The organism is Massilia endophytica, assembly GCF_021165955.1.
GTDB classification, from domain to species: Bacteria; Pseudomonadota; Gammaproteobacteria; order Burkholderiales; family Burkholderiaceae_D; genus Rugamonas; species Rugamonas endophytica.
This window is the reverse complement of record NZ_CP088952.1, coordinates 1,530,368-1,554,008: the sequence shown is the minus strand read 5'-3', so window position 1 is coordinate 1,554,008 and position 23,641 is coordinate 1,530,368. Positions and strand designations below refer to the sequence as shown.

20 protein-coding genes are annotated in these 23,641 nt (G+C 63.7%); 3 read left to right on the top strand and 17 right to left on the bottom strand.

Annotated elements, in window-relative coordinates:
- Positions 1–77: 77 nt before the first annotated feature.
- Positions 78–572 carry an Lrp/AsnC ligand binding domain-containing protein gene (locus LSQ66_RS07010; RefSeq protein WP_231769073.1) on the bottom strand — a complete coding sequence of 165 codons (495 nt, stop codon included), beginning with the start codon at positions 570–572 and terminating at the stop codon, positions 78–80.
- A 91-nt stretch (positions 573–663) separates the two neighbouring features.
- Between LSQ66_RS07010 and LSQ66_RS07005 the strand changes: the two genes are divergently transcribed.
- Entirely contained in the window at positions 664–1,947 is a 1,284-nt protein-coding gene (locus LSQ66_RS07005) for a D-amino acid dehydrogenase (protein WP_231769072.1), read from the top strand.
- Positions 1,948–2,021: 74 nt separating this feature from the next.
- A complete protein-coding gene (locus LSQ66_RS07000; protein WP_231769071.1) occupies positions 2,022–2,858 on the top strand; it encodes an HDOD domain-containing protein in 837 nt (278 codons plus the stop codon).
- A gap of 7 nt (positions 2,859–2,865) precedes the next feature.
- On the opposite strand, the gene hmpA is transcribed toward LSQ66_RS07000, so the two are convergent.
- The 13 genes from hmpA to LSQ66_RS06935 all read right to left on the bottom strand — a co-directional run bounded on the left by hmpA (position 2,866) and on the right by LSQ66_RS06935 (position 20,643).
- Positions 2,866–4,047, bottom strand: a complete 1,182-nt coding sequence (gene hmpA / locus LSQ66_RS06995; RefSeq protein WP_231769070.1) for an NO-inducible flavohemoprotein — start codon at positions 4,045–4,047, stop codon at positions 2,866–2,868.
- 94 nt (positions 4,048–4,141) lie between these two features.
- Entirely contained in the window at positions 4,142–4,618 is a 477-nt protein-coding gene (locus LSQ66_RS06990) for an RrF2 family transcriptional regulator (RefSeq protein ID WP_231769069.1), read from the bottom strand.
- Positions 4,619–4,654: 36 nt separating this feature from the next.
- Positions 4,655–4,888 carry a hypothetical protein gene (locus LSQ66_RS06985; protein ID WP_231769068.1) on the bottom strand — a complete coding sequence of 78 codons (234 nt, stop codon included), beginning with the start codon at positions 4,886–4,888 and terminating at the stop codon, positions 4,655–4,657.
- Positions 4,889–4,914: 26 nt separating this feature from the next.
- Entirely contained in the window at positions 4,915–5,550 is a 636-nt protein-coding gene (locus tag LSQ66_RS06980; protein ID WP_231769067.1) for an FABP family protein, read from the bottom strand.
- 15 nt (positions 5,551–5,565) lie between these two features.
- Positions 5,566–7,782: a hybrid sensor histidine kinase/response regulator gene (locus tag LSQ66_RS06975; RefSeq protein ID WP_231770068.1), complete on the bottom strand. Its 2,217-nt coding sequence runs from the start codon at positions 7,780–7,782 to the stop codon at positions 5,566–5,568.
- An 18-nt stretch (positions 7,783–7,800) separates the two neighbouring features.
- Positions 7,801–8,952, bottom strand: a complete 1,152-nt coding sequence (locus LSQ66_RS06970; protein WP_231769066.1) for a pyridoxal phosphate-dependent aminotransferase — start codon at positions 8,950–8,952, stop codon at positions 7,801–7,803.
- 106 nt (positions 8,953–9,058) lie between these two features.
- Positions 9,059–10,042 (bottom strand): T6SS immunity protein Tli4 family protein, encoded by a 984-nt coding sequence (locus LSQ66_RS06965; protein ID WP_231769065.1) that lies wholly within the window; start codon positions 10,040–10,042, stop codon positions 9,059–9,061.
- A 79-nt stretch (positions 10,043–10,121) separates the two neighbouring features.
- Complete coding sequence (locus LSQ66_RS06960; protein ID WP_231769064.1) at positions 10,122–11,810, bottom strand: lipase family alpha/beta hydrolase; 1,689 nt, start codon at positions 11,808–11,810, stop codon at positions 10,122–10,124.
- Positions 11,807–14,512 (bottom strand): type VI secretion system Vgr family protein, encoded by a 2,706-nt coding sequence (locus tag LSQ66_RS06955; protein WP_231769063.1) that lies wholly within the window; start codon positions 14,510–14,512, stop codon positions 11,807–11,809. Before LSQ66_RS06955 ends, LSQ66_RS06960 begins: the two co-directional genes overlap by 4 nt.
- 13 nt (positions 14,513–14,525) lie before the next feature.
- On the bottom strand, positions 14,526–16,220 hold the full coding sequence (tssF, locus tag LSQ66_RS06950) for a type VI secretion system baseplate subunit TssF (RefSeq protein ID WP_231769062.1): 1,695 nt from the start codon (positions 16,218–16,220) through the stop codon (positions 14,526–14,528).
- 95 nt (positions 16,221–16,315) lie between these two features.
- Positions 16,316–18,961, bottom strand: a complete 2,646-nt coding sequence (locus LSQ66_RS06945) for a bifunctional diguanylate cyclase/phosphodiesterase (RefSeq protein ID WP_231769061.1) — start codon at positions 18,959–18,961, stop codon at positions 16,316–16,318.
- Positions 18,961–19,386 (bottom strand): type 2 periplasmic-binding domain-containing protein, encoded by a 426-nt coding sequence (locus LSQ66_RS06940; protein WP_231769060.1) that lies wholly within the window; start codon positions 19,384–19,386, stop codon positions 18,961–18,963. Before LSQ66_RS06940 ends, LSQ66_RS06945 begins: the two co-directional genes overlap by 1 nt.
- 9 nt (positions 19,387–19,395) lie before the next feature.
- Positions 19,396–20,643 carry a hypothetical protein gene (locus LSQ66_RS06935; protein WP_231769059.1) on the bottom strand — a complete coding sequence of 416 codons (1,248 nt, stop codon included), beginning with the start codon at positions 20,641–20,643 and terminating at the stop codon, positions 19,396–19,398.
- Between the two features lie 260 nt (positions 20,644–20,903).
- On the opposite strand from LSQ66_RS06935, the gene LSQ66_RS06930 reads away from it, so the two are divergent.
- Positions 20,904–21,320 (top strand): NUDIX hydrolase, encoded by a 417-nt coding sequence (locus LSQ66_RS06930; RefSeq protein WP_231769058.1) that lies wholly within the window; start codon positions 20,904–20,906, stop codon positions 21,318–21,320.
- 1 nt (position 21,321) lies between these two features.
- On the opposite strand, the gene LSQ66_RS06925 is transcribed toward LSQ66_RS06930, so the two are convergent.
- From LSQ66_RS06925 to LSQ66_RS06915, 3 genes are all read right to left on the bottom strand, one after another.
- Positions 21,322–21,822 (bottom strand): hypothetical protein, encoded by a 501-nt coding sequence (locus LSQ66_RS06925; protein WP_231769057.1) that lies wholly within the window; start codon positions 21,820–21,822, stop codon positions 21,322–21,324.
- Positions 21,823–21,832: 10 nt separating this feature from the next.
- Positions 21,833–22,987, bottom strand: a complete 1,155-nt coding sequence (locus LSQ66_RS06920; protein WP_231769056.1) for a zinc-dependent alcohol dehydrogenase — start codon at positions 22,985–22,987, stop codon at positions 21,833–21,835.
- Positions 22,988–23,068: 81 nt separating this feature from the next.
- On the bottom strand, positions 23,069–23,572 hold the full coding sequence (locus LSQ66_RS06915; RefSeq protein ID WP_231769055.1) for a hypothetical protein: 504 nt from the start codon (positions 23,570–23,572) through the stop codon (positions 23,069–23,071).
- Positions 23,573–23,641: the final 69 nt, after the last annotated feature.

Here is a 23,641-nt window from a genome sequence, read left to right as displayed (position 1 = left end):
CTGAGGGAAAATGGCCGTCACCCAACGCTGGACGCGGGCGAATGTGCGAATATTGCCACCCATCAATGGCTTAAATATTACAGATTCGTTTCAGTGGACAGAATCAGCGTTTCTTTAATCTCTTCCATTACCACATAGCTTTTGGACTGGGCCGCGCCAGGCAGGTTGAGCAGCATATCCCCCAGCAGCTTTCTATATTCCGCCATCTCATGAATCCGCGCCTTGATGAGGTAGTCGAAATCGCCCGACACCAGATGGCATTCCTGCACCTCGGGAATGCGCAGCACTTCGCGGCGGAACTGCTCGAAGTGGCTGGCTGACTTCTGGTTGAGCGTAATCTCCACAAACACCAGCAGGGTCGCACCCAGCGCCCCAGGATTGAGCCGGGCGTGATAGCCGCTGATCACCCCGTCCCGCTCCATGCGCTTGACCCGCTCCGTGGTCGGCGTGATCGACAGCCCTACCTGCTCGGCCAGGTCCTTCATGGACATGCGCCCATCCTCCTGCAGCAGCTTGAGGATCTTGCGGTCCAGCTTGTCCAGCCCGCGCACGGATTCTTTCTGAGTTCGCATGATTTTTCCCTATTTTTCCGCACTTTTATAGTGACAAACACTGGATGAATCCAAATATCATAGCAAAAATCCCCAATACAGTGAGGCAACAATGCGCGTAGTCGTTCTCGGAAGTGGAGTCATCGGCGTCACCACCGCTTACTACCTGGCCCAGGCAGGCCATGAAGTAACCGTGCTCGACCGCCAGCCCGGCCCTGCCCTGGAAACCAGCTTCGCCAACGCGGGCCAGATTTCGCCCGGCTACGCCTCGCCCTGGGCCGCTCCCGGCATTCCCCTGAAGGCCATGAAGTGGATGCTGCAGCGCCACGCGCCCCTGTCCATCACCCCGGACGGCACCCTCTTCCAGCTGAAATGGATGTGGCAGATGCTGCGCAACTGCAATGCCGAGAGCTATGCGGTCAACAAGGAGCGCATGGTGCGCCTGGCCGAGTACAGCCGCGACTGCTTCAAGGTGCTGCGCGCCGCTACAGGCATCGAATATGAAGGCCGCCAGAAAGGCACGACCCAGCTCTTCCGTACCCAGAAGCAGCTGGACGATGCCGCGAAGGACATTGAAGTGCTGAAGGAAACCGGCGTGCCCTTCGAGCTGCTGGACAGCCAGTCCCTGCTGCAGGCCGAGCCGGGCCTGGCCGCGGAGAAGCTGGTGGGCGGCCTGCGCCTGCCGAACGACGAAACGGGCGACTGCCAGCTCTTCACCACCCGCCTCACCGCCATGGCGCAGGAGCTGGGCGTGAACTTCCGCTACGGCGTGGATATCAGCGGCCTGCTGACGGACGGCGACAAGGTGCGCGGCGTGCAATGCGGCGAGGAGCTGGTGAAGGCCGACTCCTACGTGGTCGCCCTGGGCGCCTACTCCACGCCTTTCCTGAAGGGCCTGGTGGATATTCCCGTGTACCCGCTGAAGGGCTACTCGATCACGGTGCCTATCGTGAACGCCGAACACGCGCCCACTTCCACCATCCTGGACGAAACCTACAAGATCGCCGTGACCCGCTTCGACGACCGCATCCGCGTGGGCGGCATGGCGGAAATCGCGGGCTACGACAAGCGCCTGAACTCGCGCCGCCGCGAGACCCTGGAAATGGTGGTCAACGACCTCTTCCCCGGCGCGGGCGACACGGCGCAGGCCACTTTCTGGACCGGCCTGCGTCCCATGACCCCGGACGGCACGCCCGTGGTAGGCCGTACCGGCATGCGCAATCTCTTTGTCAATACGGGACACGGCACCCTTGGCTGGACCATGTCCTGCGGCTCGGCCCAGATGCTGGCCGACATCATGTCCGCCAAGCGCCCCGCCATTTATGCGGACGACCTGTCCGTCAGCCGCTACCGCCGCGAAAGCGGCGCGCGCCAGCCCCAGCTGGCCAATGCCTGACACTGTGGCACGGCGGGGGCCATGCCCCCGCCGGCTGCATTGTGATTCAAAGCCCGCCTGCGTATAATTTGCGCATGAATAAACTGGAAGCCTTCGGGCATATCGCTGCGCTGGCGATTCGCGGGGACCTCGTCTTTCCCACCAGCGTGAACGCTGCCCTGGCCGTGCAGCTCGCGCTGGACGACCCCGATTGCCCCATGGAAGAGGCAATCCGCCTGGTGCTGGCCGAGCCCCAGCTGGCGGCCCGCACGGTCTCCCTTTCCAATTCCGCCATGTTCAACCGCACCGGCGGCCCCACCATCACCAATGTGCGGGCGGCCATCATGCGCGTGGGCTACCACAACCTGTTTGCCCTGGCCGCCGCCATGGTGGTGCGCCAGTTCGGCAGCAAGATCGAAGACCCGGAACTGCGCGCCAAGGCGGAGCAGCTGTGGGACCACACCATTCACGTCGCCTGCCTGGCGCGCATCATCGCGCGCGAAGTCACGGGCGTGAACCCGGATACGGCCCTCTTCGCCGCCATCGTCCACGAAGTGGGCGGCTTCTACCTGCTCTCGCGCGCCGACGAATTCCCCGGCCTGCTGGAGCCCGATCCAGAAAACTGGCAGCCTGCCAGCGAAGAGATCATTACGCGCGAAGTCATGCACAAGCTGGGCGTGCCCGAGCCGGTGGCCAACGCCATCGAAGGCCTGCGTGACGGCTTCCTGCAGGTGCCGCCGGAGACTTTGCTGGACACCCTGCTCCTGGCCAACCACTTCGCACCCGTGGCCTCGCCGCTCGAAACGCCGCGCGAAGAGCCGCCGCATTCTGAATCGGTGATCGACCTTTTCATCGACGAAGAAAAACGCGCGCAGATCACCGAGGAAGCTGCGCGCGACGCGGCGTCCATGAGCGCCGCCCTGCTGGTTTGAGAGCTGCCTAGTTGAGCGCTTCGGCAGGACCGAAGAACTCATAGTGGGTCTGTGCCGCAGGCACGCCCAGCTCTTCCAGCGACTTCTTCACCGTCTTCATGAAGCCCACCGGGCCCAGATAGTACGCGTCCACATCGCGCGACTCCGGCAGCCACTTGCCCAGCGCGTCCTTGTCCAGCAGGCCCACAGCATGGGGCGCCGCGTGGCCATCGCGGGTTTCGGCATAGATGTAGTGGCGGCGCAGCTTCGCGTTGCCAGCTGCCAGCTGGTCCACCTGGTCGCGGAAGGCATGCACGCCGCCGTGGCGGGCCGCGTGGATGAAGTGCACCTCACGGCCGGACTTCAGCGCCGTGTTCAGCATGGACAGGGTCGGGGTGATGCCAACGCCGCCGCTGATCAGCACCACGGGACGGGCGCCCTCGCCCAGGGTGAACACGCCGGAAGGCGGCAGCAGTTCCACGGTATCGCCTTCGTCCACCTGGTCGTGCAGGAAGTTCGAGACCTTGCCGCCCGGTTCGCGCTTCACGCTGATCTGGTAGGTCTTGCCATTGCTCTCGGCCGACAGCGAGTACTGGCGGCGCTGCTCCTTGCCGTCGATGACCAGGCGGATGCCGATGTACTGGCCCGGCGCAAAGTCCATCACGGGGCCGCCGTCTTCGGGACGGAAGACGAAGCTGCTGATCTCTTCGGATTCGGGGCGCTTGCGCGACACGACGAAGCGGCGCAGGCCGTTCCAGCCGCCCTTTGCGCCAGCCTGGTTTTCATAAGCCTTGCCTTCGGCGCCGATGAGGATCTCGGCCAGCTGGCCGTAGGCCGCGCCCCAGGCTTCGATCACGGCATCCGTGGCCACCTCGGCGCCCAGCACTTCGCGGATGGCGCCCAGCAGGGCCGCGCCCACCTTGGGATAGTGCTCCGGCAGGATCTGCAGCGATACATGCTTGGCCACGATGGTATTCACCAGGCCGCCCAGCGCCTCCAGGCGTTCGATATTCTTCGCGTACATCAGCACGCCATTCGCCAGGGCACGCTGCTGGTTGCCGCTGTGCTGGTGGGCCTGGTTAAAGTAAGGCAGCACCTCAGGATATTCGCGGAACAGCTTCTGGTAGAAGTGGCGGGTCAGCGCCTCGCCGCCCTGCTCCAGGATAGGCACGGTGGCGGTAACGATAGCGCGATGTTCGGTTGACAGCATTTTCTGGCTCCTTGCAGTTAACATGCATTCAGTTTGCATGTTTGAATGCGAAGGGTCAACGGACAAAATGTCCTACCTTTGTCGGGAAAGTGTCTCAGGCCGTTCCGGCCTTGGGGAGGGGATGGAAGACGATGGGCTGGCCGAGGATGGCCGCCCCGGCGGTGCTGCGTGCGCCCGGCAGCATCTCGGCCAGGGTCACTTCGTCCAGCACGGCCAGGAAGGCTTCGGTGGCCTTGTTCAGCTTCGCCTTCAGGGCGCAGCCCTGGTGCAGCGCGCAGCCCTGGCGGGTGCTGTCGAAGCATTCGGCGATATGGAAGTCCGACTCGCTCATGCGCACCACCTCGCCGATGCAGATATCGGCGGGCTCCTTCGCCAGGCGCAGGCCGCCATGCCGGCCGCGCACAGTCTCCACCAGACCGCTCACGCCGAGCTGGTGCACCACCTTGGTGAGGTGGTTCTTGGAGATGCCATGCAGGTCGGCGATATCCTGAATCGTCACCAGCTGGTCGCGGTGCATGCCAAGATAGATCAGGGACCGCAGGGTGTAGTCCGTAAAGGAAGTGAGTCGCATGCGTCGATTATAGCCAGTGTCGCGGCAAAAATTGAATCATTTATGCTCGCGCTTGGCCGCATAGGCTTCCCGCACATAGCGCGAGATGAAAGTGCTCAGGCCCCGCCCTGCCGTCGCGAGGGCTTTCATGGTCTCGACGCGGGCGCGGCCGGTGCTGGCGTAGGTATAGTCGTATTCGAAACCGCCCGCAAAGCGCACGGTGATCGCCTCCGGGTGGATCTCGTAGAGAAGCACGCCGGAATGGCCTTCGAGGTTTCGGTAGCGGTGCATGCGCCGAGTCTAGCCCGGCGCGGCGATCAGCGGCGCGCCATCGGGTTGAGCTGGGGCTCGGCCACCTTGACCAGCAGGTTGCGGTCCATGTGATGGAAAGGCTCGTTCTCCTTGCCGCGAATGAGCATGACGGTGTCCTCGTCGTAAGCCCAGCTGCCGTCTTCGTTGACGCTGACCTTGATGCGGTATTCGACGGTGCGGAAGCCGTACTCCAGGAAGGGATTCGAAAGAATGCCGTAGTTGTCCGACTCCTGGCGCGCCACCAGCTCGAAACTTGTCGCATCCGGCTCTACCGTGCCCTGCGCCATGGCGATCTGGCCGCGCGGGATGGCGAGGGTCTGGATCACGGTCTTCGTGGCGGGCTCCCACAGGAAATAGCCCACCTGCTCATGGTAGGTCTTCACGTTGTCCGGCTTGTTGACGATGAGCACATAGCGCAGGCCGTAGAACAGCTGTGGGCCGTTGGTGACGGGGTCGATGGGCACGAGCTCGATGCGCTCGACATAGGCCTGCTTGCGCGGGCCGTCGGCCTTGGGCTTGATGTCCAGGCCGCGCGTGCCTTCCCAGGTTCCGGCAAGCGCACGCAGCGGGCCCAGGTTGGCCAGGGTGTCGATGTCGATGCCGGAAGGTTCGGTGTAGATGTCTTCGGAGAATTCGTTCATATAGGCAATTCTAGCCTAATGAGCGGTCTCCAGCGTGAGTACGCCCAGCAGGTTCACCAGCTTGCCCGTGTCCATGGGCTTGACGAAATAGTGGTCGAAACCGGCGGCGATGGACTTCTCCTGGTCTTCCTTGCGGCCGTAGCCGGTAACGGCCACCAGCTGCGCCTGCGAGGTCTCGGGCATGCGGCGCAGGAGAGCGGCCAGCTCGTTGCCGTCGATATCGGGCAGGCCGATATCCAGGAAGCAGACCTGGGGCCGCAGGTGGCGCGCCATCTCCAGCGCCTCGGTGGCGCGGTGGGCGACCTGCACTTCATGGCCGGCGGCTTCGAGGAAGAGGGCCAGGGTCTGGGCCGCATCGACATTGTCGTCCACCACCAGGCAGCGCAGGCTGCCGCCGTGGGAGGCGCTGTGCGGCACGTGGCCGGATGTTCCCGCGCCGCCTTCCGGCAGCGGCTCGTACGGCAGGCGCACCGAGAAGGTGCTGCCCCGGTCCAGTCCTGCGCTGGACGCATCCACCGTGCCGCCGTGCAGCAGCACCAGGGTGCGCACCAGGGCCAGGCCCAGGCCCAGGCCGCCCTGCGAACGGTCCGAAGTGCGCTCGGCCTGGGTGAACAGTTCGAAGACGCGGGCCACCAGCTCGTTGGTCATGCCGATGCCGTCGTCCGCCACTTCCAGGCGCACCACGCCGTCCTCGCGCGTAAGGGTCACGCTGATATGGCCGTTCTCGGGTGTGTACTTGGCGGCGTTGTTGAGCAGGTTGGCCACCACCTGCACCATGCGCTTGTGGTCCGCGCGCACGCCCATGGGTTCCGCAGGAAGGTTCAGCGCGAGCTGCTGGCGCTTGCTCTTGAACAGAGGATAGGCCTGCTCGACGGCGTCTTCCACCACGCTGCGCAGGTCCAGGGGCGTGCGATTCAGCTTGACCAGGCCGCGCGTAACGCGCGACACGTCCAGCAGGTCGTCGATCAGGCGCGTCATGTGCTCGACCTGGCGCGAAATGATTTCGGCGGTGCGCGCCACCGAGGGATTGTCGGCATGCGCCATCTTCAGCACCTGGGCCCCCGAGCTGATGGGAGCCAGGGGGTTGCGCAGCTCGTGCGCCAGCATGGCCAGGAATTCGTCCTTGCGCTTGTCCGCCGCCTGCAGCGAAGCCGCCGCCGCGTCGCGCTCCAGCTCCTTCTTCTGCAGGGCCTGGGCCATTTCGTCCAGCGAGCGCGCCAGGTCGCTGATCTCCTCGTTCTCGTAGCGCATGCCGGTGCGCGTGTCGAGCGAACCGGAAGCGATGCGGTTGGCGGTGCTGGCCAGGGTTTGCACGCGGCGCACGATCAGCACATCGCCGCCGAACCAGGCGGCCAGCAGCGCAAGGGTGATGGTGGCCACCAGGCCCACGACGGCAATCATCTGGTCGCGCGTGGCAGCGGCCACGATCTCCTCATAGGGAATGCCGATCATGACCGTGTAGTCCGACACTTCACGGCTGCCCACGCGGGCAAAGGCATACAGCCTGTCCACCCCGTCCGAATCCTTCAGCACCACGGGCACCTTGGGATGCTGGGGCAGCAGTGAACGCAGCGGCTCGGGAAGCTTCTTGCCGAAATAGTTGGTGGGGTCCGGGCGATGGGAGATGATGGTGCCCTCCACGTCCGCAGTCCACAGCAGGGAGCCGGGCGAGAGCTGCACGTCGAGCACGAACTTGTCCAGCTCCACCAGGTCCATGGCCGCGAACAGCACGGCTTTCACTTCGCTACCCTGGATGACCGGGTAGGTGAGATTAATGGTGTGCTTGCCGATGACGCGGCCGAACACATAGTTACCGGCAATGAAGCGGCGCTCGGCGATGGCGCGCTTGAAATGGGAGCGGTCGGCCAGGTTCACCAGGCCCACGGAAGCCACGGCGGAACAGGTCACGTCGCCATTCATCTGGATCACGCCGAAGTTCACGAAGTCCGTGTTCTTGGACAGGATGTCGGACATGAGCAGGCTGCAGTCTTCCGGCTGGCCCAGCACATCCGGGATGCTGGACAGGTCGCGCAGGATCTGGCGCGCGCCTTCCAGGGACTGGGCTTCGTTGGCGGCGGCCAGGTTGGCCACCCGCTGCAGGTTCTCGCGCGCCACCTCGATGGCGTGTTCACGTTCGCGCAGGCCGGTGAGCACCGTCATCGCGGCCATCGGCGTGATGGCCAGCGTAACCAGCAGGATCAGGCGCCCCCGCAGACTGTTCAAACGAAGCACCGGCATAGTTGGTTCTCTTCAGCTTTCCGCCATGCGTTTACCAAGGGAAATGATGGCCTGAACGCCTTTGCGCAAAGTTGTCTCATCGTCAGCAATATACCCGATCCGGATGAAGCCGGGGCAGCCAAGCGCCTCGCCCGGCATGATCGCCACGCGGAACTCCTCGATCAGAGTTTCGGCGAAGCCCACCGTATCGCGCGTGATGCCGGAAATGTCCCCCCACAGGTAGGGTCCGGAGGCCGGAGCGGGCATCTTGATCCAGGGCTGGGTGGCGAACATGTCCACCACCAGGTCGCGCCGCACGCGGTAGTCCGCCAGCAGTTCGGGCACATCGCCCACCGCGAAGGCCGCCTCCGCCGCCACCTGGCTCAGCGCCGGAACGGCCGCCGTGATCGGCCCCTGGAGCGCCTCCATGGCCTTCACCCACACGGCGGGCGCGGAAGCGAAGCCTGCACGCCAGCCCATCATGGCGTAGCTCTGCGAGGCCGAGAAAATGGTGACGATGCCCAGCTCCTCCCAATCCTTGCAGGCGGCCAGGCTGTGATGCACGCCTTCGAAGATCAGCTTCTCGTAGCTTTCGTCCACGATGGCGTGGCAGCGGCGCGCCCGCAGCCAGTCGGCGATGCTGTCCAGCTCTGACTTGGTGTACACCTTACCGGTGGGATTGTGCGGGTTGTTAATAATGAGCACCTTGGCGCGCGGCAGGCGGTCCAGGAAGGCCGCGTCCACCACCTCGGGCTGGTCTACCAGCACGATGTTGAGGCCGAGCAGCTGGCCCGTGGCCACATAGGCGGGCCAGTGCGGGCGGAACACGATGACGGTATCGCCCGGATCGGTCATCACATACAGGGACTGGTACAGCGCCTGTTTCGCGCCGTTGGTGACGATGACGTGCTGCGCGCCGGCGGAGATGCCGTTCTCCTCGCGCAGCTTGCCAGCCAGCTGCTGGCGCAGCGCGGGCGCACCGCCGACGGCTGTATAGGGCAGGAGCGGCTGCTGCAGGGCTTCCGCCACGGCAGCGCGTACGGAGGCTGGCGCGGGGAAGTGTGAAATGGCGATGGAGAAATCGATCACGCTTTCACCTTGCAACCTGAGGATATCCACCCGCTCGTGCATCGCCGTGGTAGCCAGCGGCCGGGCCGCCGCGATCCGCTTCGAAACCTGCATCATCTCCATCCTCAGTGAAAATTGTCTGAAACAATTTTACCAAAGTGCAATTATTCTGCAGTACCGCAAATCCTATCGTGCGCACCCTGCCTTTCACGGCGCTTCGGCGCTATTTCGAAGCGGTTACAGGGCGCAGGCGGAGCGAGTTCGTCAGCTTGTCCCAGAGATAGACTGCCTCCGCATCGCTGATGCTGGGCGGGATGGCGCCGGGGCGGTTGTCCTCTACACCGGTATCCAGCTTCATATCCAACGCAGGAACGCTTGGATTCTTGGCTTCGCCCAGCGCGACGAAGTTGAAGTCATGCGATTCGCCTTGGTCTTTCTGGGCCGGCAGGCGTGCAAGAACCTCGAAACCCTTCCAAGCACCCAAGGTGCGCTCGCCTCGGCGCAGAGTTTTGATCCGTTCAAACCAATCACCAAAGCCCGCTGCAATGGCATCACGCCGGGCGGCTGCCAGCCGGGGTTCGATAGCATCCGATTCAACAATGTAGTCCCCGCGCAGCAACTCAAGAGAGAAATGCACATCCGGAAATTCCTTTAGCCGAATACCCATCTGGATTTTTTCCACCTTGGGATTATCCGAATCGCGCACCAACGCACCATCGACACAAAAGCCGCTCTCCCGCGGGAGTTCATTGTCGCCACGCGACACGATGCGCCTGGCGACACTATTTAGCTCCTGAACAGTGCTGCCATAGTCGTTCCCATCCCGGACCGGTATCGCTGTCTGTATGAACAAGTCGTCGGCTATCGGTATCAGAGAGCGGATCTTGTAGAAGCTTGCCATGCCGCTCAAGCCGAAGAAAATTCGCTGTCCTGGCAATGCGCCATCGACGACTTTTCCTAGCACCCCCCGCTCGCCGCGGAGTTCTCTGGCAGCGAGGTGACGCTTTCCGTCGAGCTCCGAGATCAGCTTCTGGATGTGCTCGTCAATGTTCGGCGCTTCTTTTGGCAAACGTATGAGGTCGTAAGGAACCCACATAGCGCCGTGGACCACCGTCGCTGTCAAGGGAACGTCGATCAGGAAACGCCCCACACAGAGAGTCCTGGTGGTTTTGAAGACCTCCTGCACTCGTTCAGTCGATTGTTCCATTGCATTCCCCTTTGATGAACAAGACAACTGGAGCCCCGCCATGAGGATGACAAGAATGGAAGAACGAAGTCTATGTAAGCTAACAAGCATGATTCCCCCATTTCATTCTCTGCGCGATCCGCACAATGCAATACAACGTCGCCATCAAAACTTTCTTGTCGCTGAAACTGCCTTGGTGTTCATAGCCTGTCTGCCGAAAGACTCCTGAGAACTTTGCACTCTGCCGCTGCAAATCCGCAGAGCGGACCGGGACGGTTTCATCACCAGCGCCAGACGAGGCGCCAAGTTCCACCGGAATTCTCTCGCGGTCCTTTGGATTGGAATCTGCAGCGCATAGCTCAAGGTGTCCCTGTTGACTATCGCTCGCAATCTGTAGCGTATGCCAGTTGGAATTCCGTACATTGCGTTGAAGATTCCACGTAACAGTCTCCCAGGATGGCCGACCTGCATCGGCCCCGTAGAGTGCATAACTAACATCGTGATAGGTTTGAGCAATCGACTCGTGAAAGCGCTTGGCGGCATCAAGCAGGGCTCCTGTTCGTTCCGCGCCTGCGTCCGGCGAGCGGGCGGGATTGAGCCAGTCTTCACGCAATAATCCATACCAGCGATCCTTCAACTTGTAGATTTCCTCGTAAGGATCTCCATTCTTGGGAAAGCGATCGAACAGAAGCCTGTCCTGTCGAACGCATAGCCATCCATTGCCATATGCCTTACTAGGAAGTAGCTGAAGTCCACCCGGAGCATTGCCAAGTACTGCGGTAACCTCGCTCCCATAGTTTCCGAGTACTTTGGGCGCAGGATGAACGCCGAAAAGCTGTTCTTCAAAACCACAACGCATTCGCTTGTAGGCCGCTGGTGCGCCAGCGGCAGGCATAACACCGTGCACGACACCTGCGACTTCAAACCCCAGCCCCCCAATATCCGGATGAACTAGTGCACGTGCTACCAAACCACCCATCGAATGGGTTATCAAGATGACCTTCTTGCATTCGTATCCTCCCGCTCTATACTTTTCGATCAGAGCGAGAATTCGTCCCTTCAGGACAGCCGCCGAATCCGCATTCGACTGGAGCCAGTTGTAGCCCATGGCGTGCACGGGAAAGAAAACGCCCTTCACTGCCTCCGTGAGTTCCGGCAGTGTCAATGGCTGGAGTTTCGGTACATCATCTGCCGCCCATGCTGACGGGTCCTTTCCTATGATTTCTTGCCAAATACCTTGGCCGGGCCGAGAGTTCAAGGCTTGCTCGCAGCATTCCAGAACTTCACGGTAACTGCTGAAATAGACCTCGCCCCAACCGCGCTCTCTTGCCTTCTCTTCCTTGGTGCGGGGAGAACTGACTGCAGGTGGGTCATCGAACAGCAGTGGAGAGTCGGCGATCTTATCGAGCGAAACGCCAATTTTCAGCTTGTGCCGCTGCTCGGACGTCTCCTCTTTGTTGCCGGTTGCCTGGCCCGGCACATACGTATCAACTTCAGTCTCGTCAGGATTCAGCAGTAGCTGGCGAACGCGCGGCGTAGCCTTCAACATATATGCCGCCTCGCCAAGGCGGTCTGGTCGCCAGGCGATATTATTGGACTTGCCGAGCAGCTCTTGGGTTGCGGGACTCGTGCGCAGGTTGGAACCCATGATCCCCGGAATGAAGATGATTGGCAGCACACGGCGTGGCGGCACCAGCATTGTCTGGAAGGTTTTATCCTCGAGTGGCGTGAAGAAGCCTTCGGTTATGAGACCGCCATACTCGTGCTTGACAGGTAGTTTGGTTGTCATGCCAAGTCCTGATGAAGCACCTCGACCCGGTATTTCGAGAACGGGTCTTTGGTGCGGAAGCGTTGGGAGAACCCTTGGTCGTCTGTCGTTCCTTCGAAGCTTCGTCCGTCATCGGCACTAATGCGGTAGCGGCAGTTGGGGAGCGGCTCTCCGGTCTTGTTGTCGCAGATTCGCACTTGTTGATCCTGCTCCTTCTCGGCGTGGGTGAAGCTGATGCGCTCGGGCTTTCCATCACCGCCACCGGTATGCTCGAACTTCGCTGAACGCACATGACAGGTGTCTCTGCACTGCTGCACGATCTTCCCGCCTCCGTAATCGGCCATCGCGCCCTCAGCCACCGTCCGAATCGAGGGCGCATGAAGTTCGATCGAGTCATGGGCAACAAGCTTGATGCGCTTTTTGGCCGAGATTTCGATGCAGCCGTCCTGCGACTGGATCTGGATGTCGCCGGAAACCGCGACGAGCTTCATGCCGAATTTGTAGGCGAGAAGGCTCATGCTCCGGGCGGCTCTCACGAACAGGCTTTCGCCACTGGACATGCTGACGTTGCCCTTGGCCGCCGCATCCAGCCCTCCTTCGGCCGCAAGGGACACGCTGCCGTTGCTACCCAGGATCGCGCCTGCTTCTCCGTGAAGGGCGAGTACCGGTTTTCCACCACTGGCATTCCATTCGTCGATATCCGATTTGAGGCGTTTGACGTCGGCGCTGTAGTCCGGATCGTTACAGGCGTGCGCCCCTATCTCGCCCAAAAAGCTGAAAACTGAGATCGCAGTGCCATGCGCGCTGGCCAGCCCTTCGCGTTCCAGTGCATCCGGCGCGCGGCACGTTCCGGCCGTGATCAATACTCCCCGCCCGCCACGGACCGTACTGACCGCAGAACTGCGCAGCTCTGCGCCCTCCCCGCGCGCCGCTCTGGGCCGGCCCGGCATGTAGCCCAGATTCAGCTGGCTCTCCGCGTGGTCGGAGGCAAGGTGCACGTTGATCTGCCCAGGCGTATCGTCGAGTGAAAGCTGGTTGCTGCGGGAGCCGCCGATTTCGCGGCTCTTCATGCCTGCCGCGAAGCGTCCTGCGGGCAGTTCGCCCCTTTCGAGCGCCGGCGGCAGCGCCGGGTTGTTGTAGACCTGACCCACGATGATCGGCTTGTCCGGATCGCCGTCGAGGAAGTCGATGAGCACTTCACTTCCTACCCTGGGCAGCATGAGCGTGCCGAAGCCTGCGCCGGACCAGTTGGTGGCAACCCTGATCCAGGCGGAATCGGCATCCGTCCCGGAGGCGCCCGCACCGCCTGCATGCTCGTGGTCCGCCTGCCTGGCGCCCGGAAAGCGGATTTTCACCCGCCCCAGTTCGTCACTGTGGACCTCTTCGCCTTCCGGCCCGACGACGACGGCGCTTTGCAGCATGGCGTGGGGAATCTCGGACCGGTCGAAGGCAGGCACAATGGGCACTGTGCGCCTGACCGCAGAGAAGCGGATATACGTGCGTGTCGCGTCGCCGTTGATCCGGCTGGCGGCGCCCTGCACATCGTCCCAGCAGTTGCGGGCAAACAGGCGCTCGATGCGGTCGGAGACTTCCTTGGGCAGGTTGTTTTGCGCCACAAGCTGGAGGCTCGTCAGGACGAACTCGCGTTCGCTCACGACATGGCCGTCTATCTCCGGATGCCCGGTCAAGGCGAAGTATTCGCCGGGCCGGAACGAGCGCACACTCCCTTCGCCATGAAAGCACTTGGATTCGAGATCGTGCCGGCGCATGGCGATCTGTCCCAGTTGGCACAGGTCCTCGTGGCTGCCCGCCAGATGCGGTGTCTGTATCTGGTAGTCGTGCAAGGTCGAGGTCAACTGCTCGCTGGTTTCGGCCAGGTCGAGCGTGCTATAGGCCTTCACGGTCATGTAGCCCGCGCTTGGCGTGTTGCGATAGTCCCAGCTATGCAGTATGGTCTGGCTGGGACTCAGCTTTCTCACCGCGCTCCAGGCCGTGATGGTGTCGTATTCTTCAGTGGCGGCATCGCGGTGGAAGCGAACGGTTCCGGCGGCGTTCTCCGGCAGACAGTTGGTGCTGTTGAACAGGAAGAGCTTATGCGCCGGGCACTCCCGCCCGGATGGGTAGAAGCACCATGCTATCCCCCTTCGCTTCAGCAGCCGCCAGATGAAGGCGGCATCCGACTCCCGGTACTGCATGGTGAATTCACGCCGGGGGTATTCCTGCACCTTGAGCATCACATCCAGTTCGTACTCGAAGCAGGATGACAGCACGGGGTTGGTCTTCCGCCATTCGTCGATCAGCGTGCAGACGATCTCCACTTCGTTCAGGTTTCGGAAGACACGGGTATTGGTCCGCTTCTCCATGACTGCGAAGGCGTCCTCAATATGCAGCTGGTAGGTGGCCAGCCCGCCATCGCTGTCCCCTGCCCTGGCCTCGGTGACGATGCCGCAGATTGTGCGCAGGTCGCCCGTGTCGGTCACGATGTCGATTGCCGCCGGCAAGGCGATCAGCTCCTTCAGGGGCAGGCGCGCATCCAATGAAACGCAAAGGACGCGATAGTCGATGCCGCCGCAGATCGACTCAGTTCCATATATCCGCTGTGGCAGGAGCACGTCATGCATGACGCCGGTGGAGTGGTCCAGCCGCAGGCGCAAGGGGCGGTTATCGGTGATGAGGCCCCTTTGTTGCGAGAGAAAGGTAAGCAGCGCGTTTTCGATATCCATCGGCGATTCCTGTTCAGATGAGCGATATGGCTCCCGGCTGCGGCAGGCAGCGCACGATTTCCTTGCCGGATGCAGCGGAAACGAGAATGACCCGGCTGAAGCAGTCTTCGCGCATGAGGAAGCTGAAACAGCGGGACATCAGCTGCGCGAAGAGGTAGAGGCTGCAATCGGAAAGCTGCTCCTGGTCGATCACTATCCTCGTATCCGTCCCGCACAGATAGCGGGCCTCCTTGCCGTAGCGGCACCAGGCGGTGGTATCCTGCTGTTGCAGTGCCAGGACCGCCCTGGCCAAGGCCGCGTTCCTTGCGCCTCCGCAGCGGCTAAGCAGGCCGCGCAAGGAATCCGCGGTGCCGATTCTCCGGGGTTCAAGCAGGGACCAGTGATCATCCGACAATTCGCACTGCGGAGAGTAGGAGAGCACCCGGATCCTCAGGGCCGGGGAGCCGCCTATCGTGAGGCGCTCCGGCTTTTCGCCCCCGGGCCTGTTCGTGGCGGTGAACTTGACGGTCAGTGCTCCGCTGCCCGCGTCGAGACGTTCTCCGCATTCGTCGACAAATTGGAGGGTGTGCTGATTGCCGCTCTGGCCGAGGCGCCAGAAGAGCGGTCCTGAATGATGATTGATGCCGTCATAAAGCTCGATCTTGCGGTCCTCTTCGCTACCGCACTCTCTCAGGGTGACGGAGTCGATGCGATAGGGAATGGCAGACACGTGTTTTCCGTCGGCCGGCAGCAGGCGGTACTCGGAACGGCCCTCGACAAGGCGGATGGAGGCCGCCTCGGCGCGATAGAGATTGACGAGCGGCGCGCAGCCTTGCCGGAGATGGCGGCGGTCCAGCTCCGCCAGCAGCCTTGCTTCCTCCGAGTTGCGCTGGCGGGGCAACGGGAGGACCACCCTGATCTCTTGGCCATGCGGAAACAGGCGAAGAAGCGACGCGAGATCGAAGTCGAGGAAGGCGAATTTTTCCGGATAATGGAAATATTCGGTGAGCAGGCGGCCGGGTCCAGCGCTTCCGGGAACCAGACAGGAATCCTCGTCGGGCGCCGGAAGCGAGAATGGACTGACATCTGTCACCTTCCAATGTCCTTCCGATTCGACGCATACGGCGATAGCACTGAGCAAGATCGCATCCAGCAGCAGTGTGCGCAAGGGGGGCGGCGCGTCGGCATAGAGACGCAGCCTCGTCGCACAGTATGTGGAGAGCGGCTCGCCGGGAACGCTGCTTCTCACCACAAGTTCGATGCTTGCCGCCGCATGCGTGGGAATCTTCAGTGAACCCGGCAAGTCGGCCGCATGGAGGTAGCGCAGCGACTGGATCTGCAGGGGGGCGACGGTAAGTTCCGAACTGCTCCGGTAGCGCCGCCGGTCGTCGCCATCGAATTCGGCGCCGCGCGGAATGCACGTGAGCTGGGTAGTGGCGGGAGACTCCAGCTGCGCGACGCCGAAAGCCGGAAGCGGCCGGGCTACGTGAGGCTGAAGGTTGTTCAAAACCGGCCCGGTTAACCTATGGTCCGCCATATCCAGGCGCCGGGCCAAGGAGGCGTTGAGAAGAGCGATCGACTGAAGGAGGCGCTCCACGTCCGCATCGGCGCTGCCGTCGGCGGTGAGGCCAAGCTCCGCCGCCAAAATTGGGCGGGCCTGAGCGAACCCCTGGCAGGCGCGGCGCAGAATGCCAAGTTCCTGTTCGTAGTACGGCAGCAGCTTGTCCATCAGCCCTTCCCTGATCGTCGGAAAGGGCATCGTCACATGCTGGCTGGCTGCATGTCTTGATTTCGGCCAAGACAGAGTGTTGGCCCTGCCCGGGGTCAGGCGACCAGAGGCTGGGGACGGGCAAGCAGGCGGGGAATGTCTTCGGCGGGTACGGGACGGCTGAACAGGTAGCCCTGCATCTCCTCGCAGCCGTTCTTGTGAAGGAAGTCGCGCTGGCGCACCGTTTCCACGCCTTCCGCGATGACGCGCAGGTGCAGCTGGTGCGCCATGGAGATGATGGCGCGGGCGATGGCCTGGTCGTCGGGGTTGCTGTCCAGTTCGCGGACGAAGGACTTGTCCAGCTTCAGGCGGCTCAAGGGGAAGGTCTTCAGCGAAGCCAGGCTGGAGTAGCCCGTACCGAAATCGTCGATGGAAAGACCGAGACCCATGGCCTCCAGCTCGCGCATCTTGTCGATGGCCTGCTGCACGTCGCGCATGATGAGGCTTTCCGTGACTTCCAGTTCCAGCAGCGCCGGATCGAGGCCGCTGTCGCCCAGGGCGCCGGCCACGCGCTGCACCAGGCAGCGGTCGTCGAACTGGCGCGGCGACACGTTCACCGAGACGCTCAGTTGAAGGCCCTGCTCCTGCCAGGCGCGCCCCTGGCGGCAGGCCTCGCGCAATACCCATTCGCCGATGGGCACGATCATGCCGCTTTCTTCGGCCAGGGGAATGAACTGGTCCGGGCGGATCAGGCCACGCTCGGGATGCTCCCAGCGCACCAGCGCTTCCACGCCGAACACCCGGCCCGTATCCAGCTCCACCTTGGGCTGGTAGAGAACGCGCAGCTGCCCGTCGTCCACTGCCTTGCGCATGCCTTCGAGCAGGGCCAGCTTCTCCTCCAGGCAGGCGTTCATCTCCTGCGTATAGAACTGGCAGTTGTTCTTGCCCAGCTCCTTGGCGCGGTACATGGCGGCGTCCGCGTTCATCAGCAGGGTGTCGGCGTCCGCCCCGTCCTGCGGGAAGACGGCCACGCCGATGCTGCAGCTCACCTGCACTTCCTGCCCTCCCAGCATAATGGGCTGCACCACCGACTCGAGTATCTTCTCCAGAAGCGGCGCGGCATCGCCGCCCGTGCCATGCTGCTGCGGCAGCACGAGCACGAACTCGTCGCCGCCGAAGCGGCCCACGGTATCGTTGCGCCGCACGCAGTGCACCATGCGCGCTGCCACTACCTTGAGCAGCTCGTCGCCTGCCGTATGCCCCATGCTGTCGTTCACCAGCTTGAAGCTGTCCAGGTCGATGAAGGCTACCAGCAGCGACTGGTGCTGGCGGTCCGCCTGGAGGATGGCCTGCTGCAGGCGGTCGCCGATCAGGCTGCGGTTGGGCAGGCCGGTGAGCGCGTCGTGGTGGGCCATGTGGACGATGCGCGCCTCGTCGCGCTTGCGCTCCGATATGTCGCGCACAATGGCCACCACGCCGCCTTCCACGCCCACCACCTGCCAGTGCACCCATTCGGCCGCTACTTCGGGCATGTCGTTGCGCCATTCCTCCTGGTGCAGGCCGCCCGTCTCGGTCACGCGCACCAGCTTGGCGAAGATGCCGTTGCGGCGTACGGCGGGAAGCCAGCCGCACAGGGTGTTCCCGTGCAATTCGCGCTTGCTGAGACCACTCATCTGCTCTGCGCGCGAATTCGCGGCCAGGATGCGGAAGTCGTGAATGGCGCCGCTCTGGCCACGCTCCGCATGCATGACGAAGAAGGCATCCATGCTCGCTTCCGAGGCCGCGGCATAGGTTTCCTGCTCGCGCCGGATGCGGCGGCGCGCCTTCGCGCCCTCCCAGGACCATAGCCACACCAGGCCCGCGAGCAGCACCAGCACGGCGCTGGCGATGCCGGCCTCCCACAGGTGGCTGCGGCGCTGCTGTTCGAATGCGGCCAGCTGCTCCTGCTCGGCCAGGCCGACCACGGCGCTCACACGGATGCCGTGCAGCTCGCGCAAGGCCATGTAGCGCGGCACGCCGTCGACGGACAGGACCGGCACGGCTTCGCGGCCTGCGGGCGGCGGCGCAAAGCGGCCGCCGTAGTACTGGCGTTCGCCCACGCGCAGCGCGCGCGCCACGCCATCCGCCCCGATCACGCCGAGCAGGCCGTGGTCGCCCTGGCGCGAACGCTCGTAGCCGCTGGTGAAATAGGCGGGATCGACTTCCACGATGGCGATGCCCGCGAAATTCCCCTCCGGGTCATCCAGGCGGCGGGTGAAATGCAGATGCCAGTCGTGGTTGGCGCCGTCGCGCATGGCCTGCGCCACGAAGACCGTGTCGCCCGGATGCTCGCGGTGATGATCGAAATAGGGTTGGCCGGCCACCACCATGGGCCGCGCCGCGGGGTGGCTGCTGACCACCCTGCCCTCGGCATCCGCAATGGCGACCACGAACACGAGGCCCGACGGCAGGAGCCCTTGCTGGCTCAACTCGGGCAAGGCGCCGCGGGCGCCCTTGCGCTCCACCGCGTACTTGATCACCTTGAGGGTCTGGTCGATGCCCGCGATATTGCGCGCCACCTGGGCTTCATAGGTATCGAGCAGTTCGTGCACCGAGTCCACGGCGGCGGCGCGCGCCGCAGCCTCCTCGTTGCGGATGAAATGCAGGGTCGCGACCCAGATCACGGCCAGCAGCAGCAGGAGGAACAGGGGCAGCGACACATAGGTCTCGAGCCCGAGCCTGAGCAGGCGCCCTGGCGTGGTTTCCTTTTTCGCGCTGTCCATCAATGCACCACCAGTACCGGCTTGACGCTGGCATCCAGCGCCGAGCGCTCGATATAGCCGATCATGCCCGGATTGTCGGCTACCAGCTTGCGCACGGCAGCGTTGCCCGGCAGCTCGCGCGGCGGATGCCCGCGTCCCGTGAAAATGCGCTTGGTCCAGTAGGCCTTCATCAGGGCCGGGCTGCGGTTGGCGATTTTCAGGTAGAACTCGTCGCGCTGGGCGGAGCCCGGCGCCTGGTCCACCGCGGTAGCCTCGCTGCCGTCCGGGAAACTGGCCGCCTGGCCGAGGAAGATGTCGGCCACCTGCTCGGCGCGCAGCGCCGCCAGCGGACTGCGCGCCGACACGATCACCACCAGCTCGCCCGCCCAGGCGCCGCCGCAGAGCAGGAGCGCCGTAAGCAGGCCGAGATGTTTGAAGATAGGCATGGGCTCCGCCTAGAACACGAAATCGACCACGACGCTGCTCACGCCGAAGGTCTTGCCCGACTGGAAACCGGGCTGGATGTTGATCAGGGTGCCCTGGGTGCCGCCGAGGGGGCGGACCCGTCCGTGCTCCAGCTTGAGCGCGGCGTGGCTGGCAAAGTCCCAGCGCAGGCCCGCAATGGCGCTGTGCTGCTCGGCGATGGTGTGCAACTGCCGGTTCAATTCATTGTTCACCGTTGCCGCCTGCGCCGCCACGCCGCGCGCCAGTCCCTGCAGCGGAATGCCGGGCACACTGGTCGGCGTGTTCGAGCCCACGCGCGCGTACGTCAGGTAAGGGGTGAAGGCGCCCCAGCGCCTTCCGCTGCTCAGATACCAGGCGCTGCGGTCACCCAGCAGGGAGCGCGCATTGAAGCGGCCGAATTCTCCCATCAGGAACCAGTGCCCAGGGTCGTAATTGAAGCCCATGCTGAAGGCGGTGATGCGTTTGCTGGCCATGCTGTAGCGCTCTCCCAGCGCAGCGCCCGCGCTGCCGAAGCGGCCCAGCGCATTCACCAGCTCCCCGCCTTCGTCGAGGGCGAGCTGCGCCGCCATGAGCGTGGCGCGCACGCTCAAGTCGCCCTGGCTGGCCGTGTGCGATATCCCCCTGACGCCATGCGCCCGGGCGCTGCTGCCCGGCCCTACGCGCACGTGGGTGGCGCCGTACATCAGCTGCGTTTCCTGCTTCACGCCTGCGGCCGTCCAGCGGTAGCCCACGTCCACACCGTCGCTGCTGCTGACGGGGAGCGAGCTGTAAAGCTCCACGGGAGGCCTCACCCATGGCAGCGCGTAGCTGGCCTTGCGGTAGTCGGCCGCCAGGAACAGGGGCAAGGCAATGCGGCCGAAACGCAGGCTCAGGTCCGGCGTGGCCTGGTACTTCACATTGGCCCATTCAATATGCGGCCGGAAGTCGTGGTGGACGGTGCGTTCCGATACCACCTGCACCACCGCCGACCACTGCTTGCTGGGGTTGACTGTCAGCTGCGCGCCCAGGCGGCTGTCCACGTCCATGCTCCAGGGATGGGTAAAGCCTGCCTGGCCGGGGATCAGGGGATTGGCCGTGAAGTCGGCATGGCGCTGGCTGGAATGGACCGCGCCCAGGCTGCCGAAGCCGCCGAAGGCCCATTGGGGCCCGGCTTCGCCGTCTGCCGCCTGCACCGCGCAGGGCACGGCCAGAAGCACGGCCAGGGTTTTTAATCGTTGGGTAATGGGACGCTGGAACATTGGCACTTTCATTCAGGCACACGCAAGCCGCCGGCCGGTGCGGCACGGGACAGGTCTCGGATCGGGTGGCTTGCAGGCAATGTGGCCTGCGCAATTCAGGCGGCACGGAGGCGGGGTGCCGTTAATTCTCACACTTTGTCACACTTTATAATGGATGGGCCCCGCTGTCGATGAGTTTCCACACAGTACTAGGCATTACCCGCACAGAAACAACAGCCTCTTCGGGTAAACTGGCGCATCATCAACAAGCGAGGGGCAGCATGGAGCTTTCCTGTGGAACGCTGGTCGTGAATGGCGACAGGCAGTTGCTGCTTTGTCATGTAACGGGCACGGCCAGCTGGGATATTCCGAAGGGCCTGATGGACGCGGGCGAAACGCCGCTGCAGGCCGCGCGGCGCGAACTGTTCGAGGAGGCGGGCCTTTCTTTCGAGGAGCCGCGCTTCCAGGACCTGGGCCGCTTCGATTACCGGCGCGACAAGCGCCTGCATCTCTTCAAGGTGGAGGTGGGCGACGACATGTGCAGCCTTGACGAGCTGCGCTGCACCAGCTTCTTCCCCCACCATGTGACGGGCGAGCCCACGCCCGAAGCGGACGGCTTCCGCTGGGCGTCGCGCGAGGAGCTCAGCACCCTGTGCTGGCCGCGCATGGCCCAGCGCCTGCTGTCGATCGACTGGTAGATCAGGCGCGGCGCCGCTTGAGCAGGTAGTAGGCGACGCCCACCACGGCGGCGCCCACCGCCGCCTTCTTCACCAGGCCGGCCCGGTTGTGCTCCCACTCCGCCTTGATGCCCATTTCGGCCAGCACATTGGGCACCTTGCCGCGGGCAAGGTCTTCGCCGATGCCTTCCACCATGTCCACCCGGTCCGCCAGCATGAGCAGCAGCCAGTGGCGGATATCGTTCTCCGTGCTCTTGTAGGCAAAGCGCCGCAGCGCTCCGCTCAGGCCGCGCGGCGGCTGGCCCGTGCCGAACAGCGGCGTGATATGGGGACGTTCCGGCGAACAGAAAATCTCCACGTTTGCCTGCTGCTGCGGCGGCTCGCCTGGCGCCATTTCCAGGCGGGGCGGCGTGCGCTCCATCGGCACGGCGGGACGGTTGGCACGGTCCAGGTCTGCGCCCCAGCCCGGGATGGCGCTGCGGTCCGGGACCGGGCGCGAATGGTGATGATGCGTATGTTCCATGGTCAGCTCCTCAATGCCGCGCGCCCGGCGGAATCAGAATGGTCTTGATGCAGTTATCCAGCTTGCTGGAGAAGATATGGTAGGCATCCGATACCTCTTCCAGCGGCACCCGGTGGGTGATGATGTCCTTCGGACTGAGACGGCCCGCCTGGATATGCTCGATCAGGCGCGGCAGGTGGCGCTTCACGCTCGCCTGGTTCATGCGCAGGGTAAGGCCCTTGTTCAGCGCATTCCCGATGGGCACGGCATTGAAGGTCGGCCCGTACACGCCCACAATGGAGACATTGCCGCCCTTGCGCACGGAGTTGATGGCCCAGTGCAGCGCGGTGGCCGATCCCGCCTGCAGCATCATGTATTTTCCCGTCAGGCTCTGCATGGCGTTGCCGGCCGCCTCGCAGCCGACGGCATCGATGCAGACGTCCGCGCCCAGCCAGTCCGTCATCTTCTTGATGTGCAGCGCCATGTCCTGCACTTCCTTGAAGTTGACGACCTCGCACTGCGCGTAGCGCTTCACGAATTCGAGCCGGTATTCCACGTGGTCCACCACGATCACCCGCCCTGCCCCCATCAGCCAGGCCGACTTCGCGGCGAAGATGCCTACAGGCCCCGCGCCGAACACCACTACCGTGTCGCCCTCCGAGATATCGCCCATCTCGGCGGCCTGGTAGCCAGTGGGGCAGGCATCGGTGAGCAGCACGGCATCGTCGTGATGCAGGTCGGGCGGAATGATGGTGGGGCCCACGTCGGCCATGGGTACGCGCACATACTCGGCCTGCCCGCCGTCGTAGCCGCCCGCGGTGTGCGAATAGCCGTAGATGGCGCCTACCGCCGTCGCCTCCGCATTGGTGTTGTGGCAGTTCCCGTACAGCTCCTTCTGGCAGAAGTAGCAGGAACCGCAGAAGATATTGAAGGGCACCAGCACGTGGTCGCCCACCTTCAGCTTCTGCACCGCCGAACCGATTTCCTCCACCACGCCAATGAACTCATGGCCGAAGGTGGTGCCCACGCGCGTGTCGGGCACCAGGCCGTGGTAAAGGTGAAGGTCCGAGCCGCAGATGCAGGACCGCGTGACGCGGATGATGGCATCGCCCGGGTGTTCGATCACGGGGTCCGGCTTGTAGTCGGCACGCACGCGGAAGGGGCCGCGGTAATTCATTGCCAGCATGGCAGTTCTCCTTGGCAGATCGTTGAGCAGAAATGCGGCAAGGCCGCTTCCTGCGAAGCGGCCCTGCTGCGTGCGGCGCGCTTAGCGCGTTGGTGGAACGGTTGTGTTGCCCGTGGTGGTGCCGGTGGTGCCGGTGGTGCCGGTCGTTCCCGTGGAGGTCCCGGTGGCGCCCGTCGTGCCGGAGCTGCCGGTGGTGCCGCTGGCGCCCGTGCCGCTGGACATGGTGCTGCCGCTCGTTACATCGGTGGCGCCGGTTGTGCCGGTTGCACCGCCGGTGCTGTTCATGCCTGCGGTGCCGCTCGCGCCGCGCCAGGTATCGGTGCCGCTGCTGCCCGTGGCGCCGGTGGCGCTGCTGCCGCTGGTGGTGGTGCTGGTATCGGTCGAGGTGGAGCCTGCCGTGCCGCTCGCGCCGGAGGCGCTGCCATCCTGCGTGGCCTGGCTATGGGTCGATTTGTGCTTGGACTTGTGCTTCTTTTTGGCCGTTTTGTGCTGCGGATCGGTACTGCTGTCCGCACTGGTGGACTGCGCCGCCACACCGGCGCTGACAAATAGTGCGGTGAGAATCAAGGCGATCTTGCTCTTCATAACGCTCTCCTTACGGTCAATGCCGCATTCACGGCGAGCGAAAATTCTCCCACGGCGCGGGGCGCGCGC

Coding starts and splice junctions, on each gene's coding strand:
- LSQ66_RS06940 (WP_231769060.1), bottom strand. CDS start 19,386: ATGCCTATCTTCAAACATCTCGGCCTGCTTACGGCGCTCCTGCTCTGC.
- LSQ66_RS06920 (WP_231769056.1), bottom strand. CDS start 22,987: ATGCTGGCAATGAATTACCGCGGCCCCTTCCGCGTGCGTGCCGACTAC.
- LSQ66_RS07010 (WP_231769073.1), bottom strand. CDS start 572: ATGCGAACTCAGAAAGAATCCGTGCGCGGGCTGGACAAGCTGGACCGC.
- LSQ66_RS06915 (WP_231769055.1), bottom strand. CDS start 23,572: ATGAAGAGCAAGATCGCCTTGATTCTCACCGCACTATTTGTCAGCGCC.
- LSQ66_RS06985 (WP_231769068.1), bottom strand. CDS start 4,888: ATGCACCGCTACCGAAACCTCGAAGGCCATTCCGGCGTGCTTCTCTAC.
- LSQ66_RS06935 (WP_231769059.1), bottom strand. CDS start 20,643: ATGTTCCAGCGTCCCATTACCCAACGATTAAAAACCCTGGCCGTGCTT.
- LSQ66_RS06925 (WP_231769057.1), bottom strand. CDS start 21,822: ATGGAACATACGCATCATCACCATTCGCGCCCGGTCCCGGACCGCAGC.
- LSQ66_RS06980 (WP_231769067.1), bottom strand. CDS start 5,550: ATGAACGAATTCTCCGAAGACATCTACACCGAACCTTCCGGCATCGAC.
- LSQ66_RS06990 (WP_231769069.1), bottom strand. CDS start 4,618: ATGCGACTCACTTCCTTTACGGACTACACCCTGCGGTCCCTGATCTAT.
- LSQ66_RS06955 (WP_231769063.1), bottom strand. CDS start 14,512: ATGGATATCGAAAACGCGCTGCTTACCTTTCTCTCGCAACAAAGGGGC.
- LSQ66_RS06970 (WP_231769066.1), bottom strand. CDS start 8,952: ATGATGCAGGTTTCGAAGCGGATCGCGGCGGCCCGGCCGCTGGCTACC.
- LSQ66_RS07000 (WP_231769071.1), top strand. CDS start 2,022: ATGAATAAACTGGAAGCCTTCGGGCATATCGCTGCGCTGGCGATTCGC.
- LSQ66_RS07005 (WP_231769072.1), top strand. CDS start 664: ATGCGCGTAGTCGTTCTCGGAAGTGGAGTCATCGGCGTCACCACCGCT.
- tssF (WP_231769062.1), bottom strand. CDS start 16,220: ATGGACAAGCTGCTGCCGTACTACGAACAGGAACTTGGCATTCTGCGC.
- LSQ66_RS06965 (WP_231769065.1), bottom strand. CDS start 10,042: ATGGAACAATCGACTGAACGAGTGCAGGAGGTCTTCAAAACCACCAGG.
- LSQ66_RS06930 (WP_231769058.1), top strand. CDS start 20,904: ATGGAGCTTTCCTGTGGAACGCTGGTCGTGAATGGCGACAGGCAGTTG.
- hmpA (WP_231769070.1), bottom strand. CDS start 4,047: ATGCTGTCAACCGAACATCGCGCTATCGTTACCGCCACCGTGCCTATC.
- LSQ66_RS06960 (WP_231769064.1), bottom strand. CDS start 11,810: ATGACAACCAAACTACCTGTCAAGCACGAGTATGGCGGTCTCATAACC.
- LSQ66_RS06945 (WP_231769061.1), bottom strand. CDS start 18,961: ATGGACAGCGCGAAAAAGGAAACCACGCCAGGGCGCCTGCTCAGGCTC.